The organism is Mesorhizobium sp. B2-3-14, from assembly GCF_006442175.1.
GTDB lineage: Bacteria > Pseudomonadota > Alphaproteobacteria > Rhizobiales > Rhizobiaceae > Mesorhizobium > Mesorhizobium australicum.
The window spans coordinates 517,632-532,876 of the sequence record NZ_VFVP01000001.1; the positions used below are offsets into that span (position 1 = coordinate 517,632).

The 15,245-nt window shown below is 63.2% G+C and carries 13 protein-coding genes; 8 read left to right on the forward strand and 5 right to left on the reverse strand.

What is annotated here, in order from left to right:
• The first annotated feature begins 300 nt into the window (after positions 1 to 300).
• The 3 genes from FJ950_RS02345 to FJ950_RS02355 all read left to right on the forward strand — a co-directional run bounded on the left by FJ950_RS02345 (position 301) and on the right by FJ950_RS02355 (position 4,857).
• The gene (locus tag FJ950_RS02345; protein ID WP_015314107.1) at positions 301 to 1,794 is read left to right on the forward strand and encodes a PLP-dependent aminotransferase family protein; all 1,494 of its coding nucleotides are present in this window, start codon (positions 301 to 303) and stop codon (positions 1,792 to 1,794) included.
• A 191-nt stretch (positions 1,795 to 1,985) separates the two neighbouring features.
• The gene (locus tag FJ950_RS02350; protein ID WP_140614850.1) at positions 1,986 to 3,569 is read left to right on the forward strand and encodes a trimethylamine methyltransferase family protein; all 1,584 of its coding nucleotides are present in this window, start codon (positions 1,986 to 1,988) and stop codon (positions 3,567 to 3,569) included.
• A gap of 58 nt (positions 3,570 to 3,627) precedes the next feature.
• Positions 3,628 to 4,857, forward strand: coding sequence for an aromatic ring-hydroxylating dioxygenase subunit alpha (locus FJ950_RS02355; protein ID WP_140614851.1), 1,230 nt, complete (start codon positions 3,628 to 3,630; stop codon positions 4,855 to 4,857).
• A 38-nt stretch (positions 4,858 to 4,895) separates the two neighbouring features.
• Here the strand turns inward: FJ950_RS02355 and FJ950_RS02360 are convergent, their stop codons facing one another.
• The 4 genes from FJ950_RS02360 to FJ950_RS02375 form a co-directional block, all read right to left on the reverse strand.
• The gene (locus FJ950_RS02360; protein WP_140614852.1) at positions 4,896 to 5,294 is read right to left on the reverse strand and encodes a hypothetical protein; all 399 of its coding nucleotides are present in this window, start codon (positions 5,292 to 5,294) and stop codon (positions 4,896 to 4,898) included.
• Between the two features lie 167 nt (positions 5,295 to 5,461).
• Complete coding sequence (gene chrA, locus FJ950_RS02365) at positions 5,462 to 6,853, reverse strand: chromate efflux transporter (RefSeq protein WP_140614853.1); 1,392 nt, start codon at positions 6,851 to 6,853, stop codon at positions 5,462 to 5,464.
• The gene (locus FJ950_RS02370) at positions 6,850 to 7,668 is read right to left on the reverse strand and encodes a sulfurtransferase/chromate resistance protein (protein ID WP_140614854.1); all 819 of its coding nucleotides are present in this window, start codon (positions 7,666 to 7,668) and stop codon (positions 6,850 to 6,852) included. The genes chrA and FJ950_RS02370 overlap by 4 nt, the downstream gene beginning before the upstream one ends.
• A 230-nt stretch (positions 7,669 to 7,898) precedes the next feature.
• Complete coding sequence (locus tag FJ950_RS02375; RefSeq protein ID WP_140614855.1) at positions 7,899 to 9,704, reverse strand: IlvD/Edd family dehydratase; 1,806 nt, start codon at positions 9,702 to 9,704, stop codon at positions 7,899 to 7,901.
• 151 nt (positions 9,705 to 9,855) lie between these two features.
• Between FJ950_RS02375 and FJ950_RS02380 the strand changes: the two genes are divergently transcribed.
• Complete coding sequence (locus FJ950_RS02380) at positions 9,856 to 10,305, forward strand: carbon monoxide dehydrogenase subunit G (protein WP_140614856.1); 450 nt, start codon at positions 9,856 to 9,858, stop codon at positions 10,303 to 10,305.
• 18 nt (positions 10,306 to 10,323) lie between these two features.
• Here FJ950_RS02380 and FJ950_RS02385 read toward each other — a convergent pair whose 3' ends face one another.
• A complete protein-coding gene (locus tag FJ950_RS02385; protein ID WP_140614857.1) occupies positions 10,324 to 11,502 on the reverse strand; it encodes an Mrp/NBP35 family ATP-binding protein in 1,179 nt (392 codons plus the stop codon).
• Positions 11,503 to 11,648: 146 nt separating this feature from the next.
• Between FJ950_RS02385 and FJ950_RS02390 the strand changes: the two genes are divergently transcribed.
• From FJ950_RS02390 to FJ950_RS02405, 4 genes are all read left to right on the forward strand, one after another.
• Positions 11,649 to 12,026, forward strand: a complete 378-nt coding sequence (locus tag FJ950_RS02390; protein ID WP_140614858.1) for a VOC family protein — start codon at positions 11,649 to 11,651, stop codon at positions 12,024 to 12,026.
• Positions 12,027 to 12,171: 145 nt separating this feature from the next.
• Positions 12,172 to 13,071: a LysR family transcriptional regulator gene (locus FJ950_RS02395; RefSeq protein WP_015314117.1), complete on the forward strand. Its 900-nt coding sequence runs from the start codon at positions 12,172 to 12,174 to the stop codon at positions 13,069 to 13,071.
• A 134-nt stretch (positions 13,072 to 13,205) separates the two neighbouring features.
• Complete coding sequence (locus FJ950_RS02400) at positions 13,206 to 13,685, forward strand: formate dehydrogenase subunit gamma (RefSeq protein WP_140614859.1); 480 nt, start codon at positions 13,206 to 13,208, stop codon at positions 13,683 to 13,685.
• Complete coding sequence (locus FJ950_RS02405; protein ID WP_140614860.1) at positions 13,682 to 15,238, forward strand: NADH-quinone oxidoreductase subunit NuoF; 1,557 nt, start codon at positions 13,682 to 13,684, stop codon at positions 15,236 to 15,238. Before FJ950_RS02400 ends, FJ950_RS02405 begins: the two co-directional genes overlap by 4 nt.
• The last annotated feature ends 7 nt before the right edge of the window (positions 15,239 to 15,245 follow it).

Here is a 15,245-nt window from a genome sequence, read left to right on the forward strand (position 1 = left end):
GTGTCGTCGCGTCCCAACTATTGAGCCGAATTCCATCCGGTCAATACGCGGCGATGACGCAGCGCATCACGATGCGATGACACAATGTATCGAGCAAGGAGGTGGGTATCGAGCGGGGAGGTGATATCGAGCGGGCGGTGGATATCGAGCAGCGAGGGGCCGCGCCTTATTTCGAGCTTGAAGGATCACTGGCATAAATCCCAAAGATCAGAAAAATTGATTGGCGCAACCCCTTGTGCCACGGTTACGTTCGGCTGGTCCAGCCAAGCGAAAAAAGCTGGCCATCGAGGAACATCTTCCATGCCACAGAGAAACGACACGGCGATATGGTCCGGCCTGTTCCGGATTTCGGCCGAATCCGGCCAGACCCTGCAGGCGCAGATCCGCCAAGCCATCGTGGCCGCGATTCTCGACCGCCAGATCGCCGCTTCGATGCCGCTGCCTTCCTGCCGTATCCTAGCCGAAAAACTCGGCGTCGCACGCGGAACGGTGGTGCTGGCATTCCAGCAGCTCGTCGACCAGGGTTTCCTGGTGGCGCGCGAGCGGCGCGGCCATTTCGTCAATCCGGACGTGCTGGCGACACCCGCCAAACCGCACCAGAAAGCACCCGACCAGGCCAACGAGATCGACTGGAAGGCGCGCCGGCAGATCGCGGCAAGCGACATGCCGCCGCCCGCCAAGCACGAGAACTGGATCAAGTCCTCCTACCCCTTCGTGTACGGCCAGTTCGACCCGGCGCTGTTCCCGACCGCCGAGTGGCGCGAGTGCAACCGCATGGCGCTGGCCGTGCTGGAGATCCGCAACTGGGCGTCCGACATGGTCGACCGCGACGATCCGCTGCTGATCGAGCAAATCCAGGCACGGCTGCTGCCCCGGCGCGGCATCTTCGCCAATCCCGACGAGATCATCGTCACGCTGGGCGCCCAGAACGCGCTCTATATGCTGGCCTCGCTGCTGATGACCAAGGGCTCGAAAGTGGCGATGGAGGATCCAGGCTATCCCGACGCACGCTCGATCTTCCGGCTCGCGGGCGCCGACATCGAGCCGGTGCCAGTGGACCAGTCCGGTATCGTAACCTCTTCTATTCCCAATGATTCCGGCTTCGTCTTCGTCACCCCCAGTCATCATTGCCCGACCATGGTGCCGTTGTCGGCGGAGCGGCGGCAGGATCTTCTGGCGCGCGCCAACCGGCACAACCAGATCATCATCGAAGACGGCTATGACAGCCAGCTTCTCGACGAGGCGCCGCAGCAGGCATTGAAGAGCCTCGACCGTTCCGGCCGCGTCGTCTATGTCGGCTCGATGTCGAAGACGCTGGCCCCGGGGCTGCGGCTTGGCTACATCGTGGCTTCCGCTGGACTGATCGCCGAACTCAGGGCGCTGCGCCGCTTCATGCTGCGCCATCCGCCGGCCAACAATCAGCGCGCCGTGGCGCTCTTCCTGTCGCTCGGCCATCACGAAGCGCTGGTGCGGCGGCTGTCGAGCGCCTTCGACGAGCGGCGCAAGCGGCTGGTCCATGCGATTTCGGCCTTCCTGCCGGAATGGCGCTCGACCGACTCGGCCGGCGGCACGTCGCTGTGGCTGGAAGGGCCCCGCGGCACCGATTCCCGCGGTTTGGCCGAAGCCGCGGCCTCGCGCAGCGTCATCATCGAGCCCGGCGACCGCTTCTTCGACCGCACCGAGAAGCCTTCGCGTTTCATGCGGTTGGGCATTTCCTCTATCGCTCTGCAGCACATCGAGCCCGGCATCCGGGAACTCGCCACCGCAGCCGGACGCAGGCCGGCCGCCGCCTGATCCATCAAGCCGATTTCGTGACCGGAGCCGCTTCTCAGCGGCTCCGGTTTGTTTTAGGTCTGGCACATGTAGCTGGGCCAGCTGGCTCATAGGATGGGCCAGTGCCGGCGGCATAGTCGGCGTCAGAGAAGAAGCAGGTTGATGGTGGACCAACCGCCACGAGCTCCTGCCGGTAGAGGTGGAGTGCTTCCATGCCAGTGGCTGTCGAAAAGCAGGACATGCCGGCGAACCGTCGTCCACAACGCTCCGGCGACCGCGAAACGGGACGTGCGGTGAAATCAGCCATTCCACCAAACGGGCCACTACACCAAGCCGTGGAAGGCGGCAGTTACGGGCCATTGCGCGGAAACGACTGCGAGCGCATTCATGAGGGCGTGCTGACGCTTCTGGAAACGGTCGGTTTCGCCAACGCCATCCCGTCCTGCATAAAAGTCCTGACCAAGGCGGGCGCCACCCATGGCGACGATGGCCGCATCCGTTTCCCCCGTGCGCTCATACTCGACACCATCAAGCGAGCCGCGCGGCATTTCACACTGCATGGCCAGGACCCCAAGCACGACATGGTGATCCAAGGCAAGCGTGTCCACTACGGCACGGCGGGTATCGCCGTGCATCTGGTGGATCTCGAAAAGCGCGAGTATCGCGAATCCAAGCTGCAGGACATCTATGACGCCGCCCGCATCGTCGATGGACTGAGCAACATCCATTTTTTCCAGCGGCCGATGGTGGCGCGCGACATCGCCGACCCGCTCGATATGGATTTCAACACGCTCTACGCCTGCGTGATGGGGACATCGAAGCATGTCGGCACGTCCTTCACCGTGCGCGAGAATGTGAAGCCGGCGCTCGAAATGCTCTATGCCATCGCCGGTGGCGAGGAGAATTTCCGCGCCCGGCCATTCGTTTCCAACTCCAACTCCTTCGTCGTGCCGCCGATGAAGTTCGCCGAGGATGCCTGCGGCGTGCTCGAGGCCTGTGTCGAAGGCGGCATCCCCATCCTGCTCCTCTCCACCGGCCAGTCCGGAACAACCGCTCCGGCGGCGATGGCCGGCGCGGTCGCGCAGGCAGTGGCCGAAGTGCTGGCCGGCCTGGTGTATGTCAACGCACTCAAGCCGGGACATCCGGCGATCTTCGGCGCCTGGCCGTTCATGTCGGACCTGCGCACCAACACCATGGCCGGTGGCTCGGCCGAACAGGCGGTGGTAACGGCGGCCTGCGCGCAGATGGCGCAATTCTACGACCTGCCCGGTGGCTCGGCCGCCGGCATGACAGATTCGAAACTGCCCGATATCCAATCCGGCTACGAGAAAGGCATCACCAATGTGATGGCCGGCCTTTCGGGCCTCAATCTCGTCTACGAATCGGCTGGCATGCATGCCTCGCTGCTCGGCTTCTGCCTGGAAAGCCTGATCATCGACAATGACATGCTTGGCCATTGCCTGCGCTGCGCACGCGGCATCGAAGTGACGGACGAAGCGCTGTCGATCGACACCATCGCCGATGTCTGCCTCAAGGGTCCGGGCCATTATCTTGACAACGAGCAAACGCTCAAGTCGGCGCAGGCAGAGCGTTTTTATCCCGCCTTCGGCGATCGTTCCTCACCGAAGGAATGGAACGAAAAAGGCCGGCCTGATATATTGACCCGGGCGATCGACGAGAAGAAGCGCATCCTTGCGGAACGATTTCCGCGGCACGTGCCCAAGCTGGTCGACGACAGATTGCGCGCCCGCTTCGGCAACCTGATCCACCTGCCGCGCGCGAGCATGGGCGGCTAGCCAGAAGACCGACATACAGATAGCCACCGACAGAACCAGCCATTGGGCAGAACGACAAATGAGCGTCTATCCTATCCAGCAAGCCGCAAATACCGAAGATGCCATCGATCGGCTGGTGGCCTCGCACCGGCCAGGCTACGGCCTGACGCGCCCATTCTACCACGACCAGGATATTTTCGAGCGGGACATGGAACGTCTGTTCCGCCGCCATTGGCACTGCCTGGCGCATGCCAGCGTCATTCCCAACCCCGGCGACTTCGAACTGTTCAAGCTCGGTGACGAGGCGGTCATCCTGTCGCGTGGCATGGATGGCACCGTGCATGCCATGCTCAATGTCTGCCGCCATCGCGGCGCCGAGGTCTGCACCAAAGAGAAGGGCAACGCGAAAGTGTTCGTCTGCCCGTACCATGCATGGACCTATTCCAATGACGGCTCGCTGCGCGCCGCCAGGCTGATGCCGAAGGATTTCGACCGCACCGCGCACGGGCTGAAGAAGCTCCATGTCCGCGTCGCGACCGGCCTTGTCTTCATCTCCTTCGCCGAGACGCCACTCGATTTCGATCCGATCGAGCAATCTTTGCGCACGAGTTGCGGACAATATGGTTGGGGCGATGCCAAGGTGGCCTATCGCCAAAGCTATCCGCTCGACGCGAACTGGAAGCTCGCCGTCGAAAATTACGTCGAATGCTACCATTGCGGACCGGCGCATCCCGAATATTCGCAGACGCACGCGCTGGAAAAGCCCGCGGAGATGATCGAGCAGCTCAATGCCGCGATGGAACAGCGGACCTGCGCTCTCGGCATCGAGATCGGCAGCGGCGATCGCTGGCAGAATTCGGCCGCCGGCCAGGAGGCGATCCACACCTTCCGCTATGCGCTCTATGACGGCGTTTCGAGCGGCAGCCGGGACGGCTCCCCCGTCGCGCCACTGATGGGCCGCTTCACCGACTATGACGGCGGCGTCACCTCCATCCATCTTGGCGGCACGACTTTCCTCGTCTGCTACCCCGACCACGGGATGATCTACCGATTCATCCCGAAAACGGCTCAGACCTGCGAGATGGAACTGATCTGGCTGGTGCGCGGCGACGCTGTGGAAGGCCAGGACTACGATCTGGAGAAACTGACCTGGTTGTGGAAGGTCACCACGGACGAGGACAAGAAGATCATCGAGCATACGGCGCGCGGCGTACGCTCGCACTATTTCGTGCCCGGACCGATCGCGCCGATGGAGTACAACGAGCTGCGTTATATCGGCTGGTATCTCCAGGAGATAAGCCGGGCTTAGAGCGTTTTCAGCGTTTCACGAAAGCACTCAGCCAGCGCTCAGTCGGCGCCCAGCCCGAAGCGCTCAACCACCTCGGCGTTGATCAGCTTGGCGTGCAGTGCCATCAGCACGATCTGCGCATCGAGATCGTCGCCGGTTTCGAGGGCGGCCCCGATCCGGCGCTCCGCGTCGAGCCGCTGCTGTGGACCTTGCGCACGCTCGAAGGTTTCCGGTCCGGCGATGCAGTAGCTGAACAGGTTCGCTACCCGTGGATAGGCCTGCGGCGGCGGCTCCTCGGGCCAGTGGTCCTTCATCAGATTGACGATGGTTAGTTTCACCCCTTCGGGCACGAGGGCGGGATGCAGGTCGGCGCCACGCAAGGCGGCATCGAGCTGCCGCAAATCACCCGAGCGGCCGAACATACCGAGAAAGCCGAGGGAAGAGCGTCGTCCCGCCATTGCTGGTCCAATCCGTTTTCCACCAGTTAGGTGGTTCGGAAGCGGAATACAAAGGAGCCGGAAAATCTAAAGCGCGTCGCGTCGAAACGGATTCATGCGACGCGCCTTAGATCTTGTTTCGATGCATGTCGTTTTCCCGAACCGAAGACACTTCCGGGCGACATCCACTAGCCGCCCGTGGCGAGCAGCAACACGCCGGCAAGAGCGCATCCCGCAAGCGTCGGCAGCACACCGGTTTTCCACTTCAGGATGGCGACCATGGCGGCGACCGAAAGCAGCGCGGCTCGCCAGTCGATCGACGAAAGCACCGGCACGTTCATGCCAAGACCCGTCATGCGCACCTCGCGGAAGACGACGTGCAAGGCGAACCACAGAGCAAGGTTCATGATGACGCCGACCACGGCGGCGGTGATCGCGCCCAGTGCGGCCGACAGGGCCTTGTTGCCGCGCAGGGCCTCAATGTAGGGCGCGCCGAGGAATATCCAGAAGAAGCAGGGTGTGAACGTAACCCACAGCGTCAGCAGCGCTCCAAGCGATCCGCCAAGCAGTGCGTCCAGCGAGCCGGAGTGGCGAAACGCGGCGATGAAGCCGACGAATTGCAACACCAGGATGAGTGGACCCGGCGTGGTCTCGGCAAGGCCGAGGCCATCGACCATTTCACCAGGGGCGAGCCAGCCGAAGGACTGCACGGCTGCCTGCGCGACATATGCAAGAACCGCGTAGGCGCCGCCAAAGGTGACCACCGCCATGAGGCTGAAGAAGCCGCCAATCTGCGTCCACACGCTGTTCGTCCCGGTGAGTGCCCAGAGCAACAGAACCGGCCCGAGCCAGATCGGCAGCCAGATCGCGATGGTGCGCGGCGCATGCCATCGTGTCGGCCTGGTATGGGCCAGTTCGCCGCGTTCGAACATCAGGTCGACCGCGCCCCTGATATCGGGAGCGTCGTTCTTGCCGTGCGCCGCGCCGGAAAACAGGGCTGGCGCGACACGGTTTCCCACCCATCCCACCGATCCCGCAATCAGGACGATGAGCGGGAACGGGATGGCGAGCACATAGATGCCGAGAAAAGCGCAAAGCGCGATCGCCACCATCAACCGGTTCTTCAAGGCGCGGCGGCCGATGCGGATCACCGCCTCGACCACGACCGCGAGCACGGCGGCCTTGACCCCGAAGAACAGCGCCGCGACCAGCGGGACATCACCATAGAGCGCATAGAGAATGCTCAGGGTGAGCATGACCAGTGCGCCGGGCACCACGAACAGGACACCGGCGACAAGGCCGCCGATCGTCCTGTGCAGCAGCCAGCCGATATAGATGGCGAGTTGCTGGGCCTCGGGACCGGGCAGCAGCATGCAGTAGTTCAGCGCATGCAGGAAACGCTGTTCGCCGATCCAGCGCCGGTCCTCGACCAATTCCTTGTGCATGAGCGCGATCTGACCGGCCGGCCCGCCGAAGCTCAGCAATCCGATCTTCGCCCAGAGTTTCGTGGCTTCGCGGAAGCTCGGGACCGCCGGCGCCTCGACGAGGTCTGCATCATTGCCCGAAATGAGGCTGCTCATGACGGCTTTGCCCCGCCCGGCCAGTTGTGCGTCTCGTCAGTGGCGTCGCGACACCAGCGGAAGAACGCGTCATAGAGCATCGTGCCGGCGTCCAGCTGCTCCAGATCGTCGCGGAACATGCGCGACAGGCCAAGCGAGGCGGCCAGAAATCCGGCTGCCTGGGGAACGAGATCCAGGCGTGCGGTGTCGGCCGCGCGCACGATCGTGGCAAGCCGATCGAGTGCCTGGGATTCCAGCCCGAACTCCTCGATCATCGTGTCGAAGGTGCAGCGCTCGCCGCGATGACTCCAGAACACATTGTCGATGTCGAAAGGCACGGCCTGAAAGCGGTCTGCGACAGCCGGAACTTCAGCGGGTTCGACGAAGAGAAACACCGCGTCGGGATCGATGAAGCGCCGGATCAGCCATGGGCAAGCGATGCGATCGACCTTGGGGCGAGCCCGCGTTACCCAGACGGTGCGGCCCTTTTCATCGCGGGACGGTATCTTGTCGGCGCGGACCAGAAGCCCGCCGGCATCGCGCCAGGCTTCGAAGCCGCCTTCGAGGGATTCGGCGGCAATGCCTTCATGCCGCAGCCACGCGGCAACCCCTTGCGAAAGCTTTTGCCCCTTCTGGCAAAGGACGGCCACTTGGCTGCCGGCAAGGTCGTGTGCCCAGGCCGAGACCGTTTTGAAATTGCGCCGGTGAGAGGCCGGCAGCAGGCGCGGGTCGGCGTCGTAGTCTTCATCGATACGGACATCGACGATCACAGGCGCGCCCGGCAGACCAATCAGACGGGATAGTTGCTGTACGGTGATAGCGGTTGTTGACGGCATGGCGTCCACCTCCTGAAGAAGCCTGGACGCGAACATTGGGCTGACGCCTCACGGGGTCGTCGCGATACACCCCTTGCGATGATGGTGGAATTGTTGGGCTGGCTTGTCAAGGACGGAGCGTTTCCCGGCCCGTGGCCGCGAGACCGGCGGCCTGATCGATCAGGCGCCGGTCGTCGTCATCCATCATCAATGACCAGCCAGGAATAATCGATGACTATTCCCGGGAATAATCAATGATTGTCGCGAGGCACTCCCATCGTGTGGGCCACATCCTGATATTTCACTGCCGGCTTCAGCACCATGCCGGCCGAGAACTGGTCGACCATGCCGCGCTGGATCTCCTGCCAGGGCGTCTGGTGCTGGGGATAGTGATAGCCGCCATCCTTCTGCAGCTCGGCGCGCCGCCGTGTGATCTCGTCATCGCTGACGAGGATGTTCGCCGTGCCCTTCCGCAGGTCGATGCGGACGCGGTCGCCGGTCTTGAGCAGCGCCAGGCCACCGCCGACCGCGGCTTCCGGCGAGGCGTTCAGGATCGATGGTGAGCCCGACGTACCGGACTGACGGCCATCGCCGATGCAGGCCAGCGCGTGGATACCCTTCTTGATCAGGTAGGCCGGCGGCTGCATGTTGACGACCTCGGCGCCGCCGGGATAGCCGACGGGACCGGCGCCGCGCATAAACAGGATGGTATGCTCGTCTATGCCTTGCGCCGGATCGTCAATGCGGGCGTGGTAATCCTCGGGCCCGTCGAAGACCATGGCGTTGCCTTCGAAGGCTTCCGGGTCGTTCGGGTTCGACAGATAGCGCTCGCGGAATTCCGGCGAAATGCCGCTCATCTTCATGATCGCCGAATCGAACAGATTGCCCTTGAAATTGATAAAGCCGGCATTGGCCTTCAGCGGCTCGGCCACCGTGCGGATGACGTCGGTATTCTCGTTGGCGACGCCCTCGCAGTTGGCGCCGATCGACTTGCCATTGACGGTCAAGGCATCGGGATGCGGCAGCATTCCGGCCTTCATCAGTTCGGCGACCACGGCAGGCACGCCACCGGCGTGGTGATAGTCCTCGCCCAGATATTCACCTGACGGCTGCAGATTGACGATGAGCGGCACTTTGAGGCCGATGGTCTGCCAGTCGTCATTGTCGAGCGGCACGCCGAGATGGCGGGCGATGGCGTTGAGATGGATCGGCGCGTTGGTCGAGCCGCCGATCGCCGAATTGACGACGATGGCGTTTTCGAAAGCCGCGCGGGTCATGATATCGGACGGTTTCAGGTCTTCGTGCACCATGTCGACGATGCGCTTGCCGGTTTCGTAGGCGATCTGGCCGCGCTCGCGGTAGGGCGCCGGAATGGCGGCCGAACCGGGCAGTTGCATGCCGAGCGCCTCGGCCAGCGAATTCATCGTGGTGGCCGTGCCCATCGTGTTGCAGTAGCCGGTGGACGGCGCCGAGGACGCGACGATGTCCATGAACTCGTCATAGCCGATCTCGCCGGCCGACAGGCGCTGGCGCGATTCCCAGACGATGGTGCCCGAGCCGGTACGCTTGCCCTTATGCCAGCCATTGAGCATCGGGCCGACCGACAGCGCGATGGCCGGGATGTTGACGGTCGCCGCCGCCATCAGCAAGGCAGGCGTGGTCTTGTCGCAGCCGATGGTGAGCACGACGCCGTCGAGCGGATAGCCGTAGAGCACCTCGACAAGGCTGAGATAGGCGAGGTTGCGGTCAAGGGCGGCGGTCGGCCGCTTGCCGGTCTCCTGGATCGGGTGACAGGGGAATTCGAAAGGAATGCCGCCCATCGAGACGATGCCTTCGCGCACGCGCTTGGCAAGTTCGATATGGTGCCGGTTGCAAGGCGAAAGGTCAGAGCCCGTCTGCGCGATGCCGATCAGCGGTTTGCCAGACATCAGCTCGGCGCGTGTCAGCCCGTAATTCAGGTAGCGCTCGAGATAAAGCGCCGTCATTCCCGGATTGTCGGGATTGTCGAACCACTCCTGCGAGCGGAACTTTTTCTTTTTCGTGGGGGCGCCGGCCATCATGGTCTCCGTATTTGTATGACAAATCGATATGACAACGCGCGGATGCAGGCAAGGGGCACGCGTGATCTGAATCCGGACTTTGGTGCGATAGACAGCTATCGAGCCGCACGCTACGACCAATCCGACATCGGCGATGCGGGAGGTTTAGATGGCTTTGGTGATCGAGGGCGAGGAACGTATCGCCGCACCCGTGCAGAAAGTGTGGGAAGCGCTGAACGACCCAGCCGTCCTGAGGGGCGCCATCCCAGGCTGCCAGAGCCTGGAAATGAAATCGGCGACCGAGATGGCGGCAACGGTGGTGCTGAAGATCGGGCCGATCAAGGCCACCTTCAACGGCGAAGTGACGCTCAGGAATCTCAAGCCGCCGCATGCCTACACCATCCAGGGCGAAGGCAAGGGCGGCATCGCCGGCTTCGCCAAGGGCGGCGCCGACGTCACGCTCACCGCCGACGGGCCGGACGCGACGGTCCTCAAATATGCGGCCAAGGCAGAAGTCGGCGGCAAGATCGCGCAACTCGGCAGCCGGCTGATCGAATCGACGTCGAAGAAACTGGCCGGACAGTTCTTTTCGGCTTTCGGCGAGAAAGTGGGCGGCTGACGCACTCCCCGTGAGGGTTCACTCAAAGACGATACTCGGCACGGCCGCTTCGGCCGCGCCGCGTTCCTCGTTGACCCTTTCCCAGACCTTGGAGGCGATATCGCGATAGATTTTCGCCTCGGCGCCATCCGGCTTCGAGACGACCACGGGCGTGCCGGCGTCGGAGCTCTCGCGGATGCCCATTTCAAGCGGCACCTCGCCGAGGAAGGTGACGCCGAGCCTCTCCGCCTCGCGGCGCGCGCCGCCATGGCCGAAGATGTCGTATCGCTTGCCGGTATCCGGGGCGATGAAGTAACTCATGTTCTCGACGATGCCGAGCAGCGGCACATCGACTTTCCTGAACATATTGAGGCCCTTGCGGGCATCGATCAGTGCCAGGTCCTGCGGCGTCGAGACGATGACGGCACCCGCCAACGGCACCTGCTGGGCCATGGTCAGTTGCGCATCGCCCGTGCCGGGCGGCATATCGACGACGAGCACGTCGAGCCGCCCCCATTCAACCTCGCGCAGCATCTGCGTCAGCGCCGACATCACCATCGGCCCGCGCCAGATCATCGGCGTCTCCTCATCGACGAGGAAACCCATCGACATCACCTTGAGGCCGTAATTCTCCATCGGTTTCAGGATCTTGCCGTCGACCGTCTGCGGCCGGCCATGGATGTTAAGCAGTCTGGGCATCGACGGGCCATAGATGTCGGCATCCAGCACACCGACCCGCAAGCCATTGGCGGCCAGGCCAAGCGCCAGGTTGACGGCCGTGGTCGACTTGCCGACGCCACCCTTGCCGGAAGCAACCGCTATGATCGCCTCGATGCCGGGCACGCCGCGCTTGCCCTGGCTCTGCGAAGCGGGAGCATGCGGAGCCGCCCGCGGGGCCGCAGCGACCGGAGCCGTCGGCGCCGGCCTGGGTGCGGGACGCGATGGAACCGACGCCTCCATGCCGCCGCCTTTCTTTTCAGCCGTCAGCGCGACGACCGCACCGGCGACGCCGGGAATGGCCTTCACCACCCGCTCGGCGGCGGCGCGCAACGGCTCCATCTCCTGGGCGCGCGCGGCGGGAACGGTGATCGAGAAGAACACTTTCGAATCGGCGATGAAAATCTCCGAAACCATGCCGAGGTCGACGATGTTGCCGGTAAAGTCCGGCCCGTTGACCGTCTTCAGCCGTTCGGTGACGATTTCCTTGGTGATGGACATGGCTGTTGTTCCCTGGCGTTCGGCTGCAGCTCACATAGTGCAGATCGCGGACCGCTCCAAGCGCCAGGCATGATGGCGGTCGTCAAGCGGCCTGGGCGACCTATTTCCATGACCAGAGGGAATGACAACCAGGGAAGGAGACGATCATGCTTGCAAACAGCAACGCATCGGCAAACCTCGCCGTGAAGGATCTGGCAAAGGCCAAGGCCTTCTATGAGAGAACACTCGGCCTGGAACAGGTGCACGATGAGGGCGGCGAATTGATCGTCTACAAAAGCGGCGATACCACGATCAATGTCTATCGTTCCGAATTCGCAGGGACCAACAAGGCGACGGCGGTAACCTGGAGGGTCGGCGACGCCATCGCCGATGTCGTCGACGCCCTCAAGTCGAAGGGTGTCGCCTTCGAGCATTACGAGATGCCCGGCCTAACGATGGAGGGCGACCTGCATGTCGGCGGCGGCATGAAAGTCGCATGGTTCAAGGATCCGGACGGCAACATCCTCAATCTCGTGGATCGGTAGATCCGGCGATCGAGGCAGCGCGGCGCGATCGCTTTTTTATGCATGTCGTTGTCCCAAAACCGAAGTCACTTTCGGGCGACATGCATTGGAGGTTTGAGCGCGACACCATCTGGCGCGACGCCACCGCGCCGGATAGCTTCCGCCAATGATCGACAAGCTGGAATTCTTCATCGCGCTGGCCAAGGAAGAGCACTTCGGCCGGGCGGCCGAGGCGTGCGGGGTCACGCAGCCGACCCTGTCGGCCGGCATCAAGCAGCTCGAGGGCCAGCTCGGCGTCATGTTGGTCAATCGCGGGTCGCGGTTCCAGGGGCTGACCCCGGAGGGCAAGCAAGTGTTGGTCTGGGCGCGCCGCATCGTCGGCGACTCCAGGACCATGCGCGAGGAGATGCGCGCCGCCCGGTATGGCCTTTCCGGCCGCATCCGGATTGCAGCAATCCCGACGGCATTGGCGATGGTCGCGAGATTAACGACGCCCTTTCGAGACAAGCACCCAGGCGTCACCTTTTCGGTGCTGTCGCGGACCTCGATCGAAGTGCTGTCGCTGCTTGGCAATTTCGATGTCGACGCGGGCATCACCTATCTCGACAACGAACCGCTGGGACGGGTGACCAGCGTGCCCCTCTATGACGAGCGCTACCAATTGATCACCGCAATCGGCAATCCCTATTCCGACCGCGACAAAGTGACATGGTCCGAGATCAGCCAGTTGCCGCTGTGCCTTCTGACGCCGGACATGCAGAACCGCCGCATCATCGACCAGCACCTGGCGGAAGCCGGCGTGCAGGTGCGGCCGACGCTGGAATCGAATTCGATGATCGTGCTCTTCTCGCACATCCGGACCGGCAAATGGTCATCGATCATGCCACTCAACCTTGCGGAAACATTCGGTTTTTCCGAACCGATCCGGGCCATTCCGATCGTCGAGCCCGATGCCAGCCACACAGTCGGGCTGGTCGCCGCGCCGCGCGAGCCGCACACGCCGCTGGTGCAGGCGCTGCTGGACGAGGCGATGGCGCTGGCAGACGATTTCCGCGCCCACCGCTAGGCTAGACAATGCTGAGCGAAGCTCGTCGATAGAAGATTTCTATCGAGCAACGAAACAGCTTTATTGATTTCGCGGGTTTCCTCTGATTTTGTAAAGACTTAGCGATAAAAGCTATCGACCAGGGAGGGCGCTGCATGACGATGCAGCCTGCAAGTACCGAGATCGCATCGCGCACGGCGGCGATTATCCAGGAGTTGAAGGACCTCGAGGGTCCGCTGCTGCCGATCCTCCACGGCATCCAGGAAGAATTCGGCCACGTCCCGCAGGATGCCGTCCCCATCATTGCCGACGGCCTGAACCTGTCCAGGGCCGAGGTGCATGGTGTCGTGACTTTCTATCATGATTTCCGCGCGCGCCCGGCCGGGCGGCACGTGCTCAAGCTCTGCCAGGCGGAAGCCTGCCAGTCGATGGGTTCGGACGCGGTCGCCGCCAAGGTCAAGCAGTTGCTCGGCATCGACTTCCATGAGACCACGCGTGACGGATCGGTTACGCTGGAACCGGTCTATTGCCTCGGGCTGTGCGCCTGCTCGCCGTCTGCGATGCTGGATGGCGAGGTGATCGGTCGGTTGGATGACGACAGGATCGACGAGATCGTCGCCGAGGTGCGCTCATGACCCCCCGCATCTATATTCCCGGCGATTCCGGCGCACTGGCGCTGGGCGCGGAAAAGGTCGCGAAGGCCGTCGCCAAGGAACTCGCGGAGCGCGGCATCGAGGCCAAGATTGTGCGCAACGGCTCGCGCGGCGCCTATTTCCTCGAACCGATGGTCGAAGTGGCGACGGCCAATGGCCGTGTCGCCTACGGGCCGGTGAAACCGTCGGACGTGAAGAGCCTGTTCGACAGCGGTTTTCTCACCGGCGGCCATCACAAGCGCTGGCTCGGCGCACCGGACAAGATTCCGTTCCTGGCCAAACAAACTCGCTTGACGTTTGCACGTTGTGGCATCAACGACCCGCTGTCGCTCGATGCCTACAAATCGCTCGGCGGACTGAGCGGCCTGCGGAACGCGGTGGCCATGGCGCCCGCCGACGTCGTCAAGCAGGTCACCGACTCCGGCCTGCGCGGCCGCGGCGGCGCAGGCTTCCCGACCGGCATCAAATGGAAGACGGTGCTCGATACGACATCGGAGCGCAAATACATCGTCTGCAATGCCGATGAGGGCGACAGCGCCACCTTCGCCGACCGCATGATCATGGAGGGCGACCCCTTCGTGCTCATCGAAGGCATGACCATCGCTGGCATCGCCACCGGCGCGACCAAGGGTTTCGTCTATATCCGCTCGGAATATCCGCACGCGGTGGCTGTCATGAACAAGGCCGTCGAGATCGCCCGCAAGGCCGGTGTGCTCGGCGTCAATGTGCTGGGTTCGCCCAACGCCTTCGACATGGAAATCCGCGTCGGTGCCGGCGCCTATGTCTGCGGCGAGGAAACCTCGCTCTTGAACAGCCTGGAAGGCAAGCGCGGCGTGGTGCGCGCCAAGCCGCCGCTGCCCGCGATACAGGGTTTGTTCGGCAAGCCGACGGTGATCAACAACGTCATTTCGCTGGCTTCCGTACCCATCATCATGGACAAGGGCGCCGCCTTCTACAAGGATTTTGGCATGGGCCGCTCGCGCGGCACGATCCCGATCCAGATCGCCGGCAACGTCAAGCAAGGCGGCCTGTTCGAAACCGCTTTCGGCCTGACGCTGGGCGAGATCGTCGACGAGATCGGCGGCGGCACGTCCACCGGGCGCCCAGTGAAGGCGGTGCAGGTTGGCGGACCGCTCGGCGCCTACTTCCCGCGCGCACTGTTCGACACGCCGTTCGACTACGAGGAATTCGCCAAGCGCGATGGGCTGATCGGCCATGCCGGCATCACGGTTTTCGACGATACCGCCGACATGCTGAAGCAGGCACGCTTCGCCATGGAGTTCTGCGCCATCGAAAGCTGCGGCAAGTGCACTCCTTGCCGCATCGGCTCGACGCGGGGCGTGGAAACCATCGACAGGCTCGCCGCCGGAATCGAGCCGGAAAAGAACCTCGCTCTGGTTACCGACCTCTGCAACACGATGAAGTTCGGTTCGCTCTGCGCGCTGGGCGGCTTCACGCCCTACCCGGTGATGAGCTCGATCACCCATTTCCCCGAGGATTTCAAGCCCGCGCCAGCGCGCGTGGCTGCTGAATAGGAGCTGG

Coding starts and splice junctions, on each gene's coding strand:
- FJ950_RS02350 (WP_140614850.1), top strand. CDS start 1,986: ATGCCAGTGGCTGTCGAAAAGCAGGACATGCCGGCGAACCGTCGTCCA.
- FJ950_RS02380 (WP_140614856.1), top strand. CDS start 9,856: ATGGCTTTGGTGATCGAGGGCGAGGAACGTATCGCCGCACCCGTGCAG.
- FJ950_RS02345 (WP_015314107.1), top strand. CDS start 301: ATGCCACAGAGAAACGACACGGCGATATGGTCCGGCCTGTTCCGGATT.
- FJ950_RS02395 (WP_015314117.1), top strand. CDS start 12,172: ATGATCGACAAGCTGGAATTCTTCATCGCGCTGGCCAAGGAAGAGCAC.
- FJ950_RS02370 (WP_140614854.1), bottom strand. CDS start 7,668: ATGCCGTCAACAACCGCTATCACCGTACAGCAACTATCCCGTCTGATT.
- FJ950_RS02355 (WP_140614851.1), top strand. CDS start 3,628: ATGAGCGTCTATCCTATCCAGCAAGCCGCAAATACCGAAGATGCCATC.
- FJ950_RS02385 (WP_140614857.1), bottom strand. CDS start 11,502: ATGTCCATCACCAAGGAAATCGTCACCGAACGGCTGAAGACGGTCAAC.
- FJ950_RS02400 (WP_140614859.1), top strand. CDS start 13,206: ATGACGATGCAGCCTGCAAGTACCGAGATCGCATCGCGCACGGCGGCG.
- chrA (WP_140614853.1), bottom strand. CDS start 6,853: ATGAGCAGCCTCATTTCGGGCAATGATGCAGACCTCGTCGAGGCGCCG.
- FJ950_RS02405 (WP_140614860.1), top strand. CDS start 13,682: ATGACCCCCCGCATCTATATTCCCGGCGATTCCGGCGCACTGGCGCTG.
- FJ950_RS02375 (WP_140614855.1), bottom strand. CDS start 9,704: ATGGCCGGCGCCCCCACGAAAAAGAAAAAGTTCCGCTCGCAGGAGTGG.
- FJ950_RS02390 (WP_140614858.1), top strand. CDS start 11,649: ATGCTTGCAAACAGCAACGCATCGGCAAACCTCGCCGTGAAGGATCTG.
- FJ950_RS02360 (WP_140614852.1), bottom strand. CDS start 5,294: ATGGCGGGACGACGCTCTTCCCTCGGCTTTCTCGGTATGTTCGGCCGC.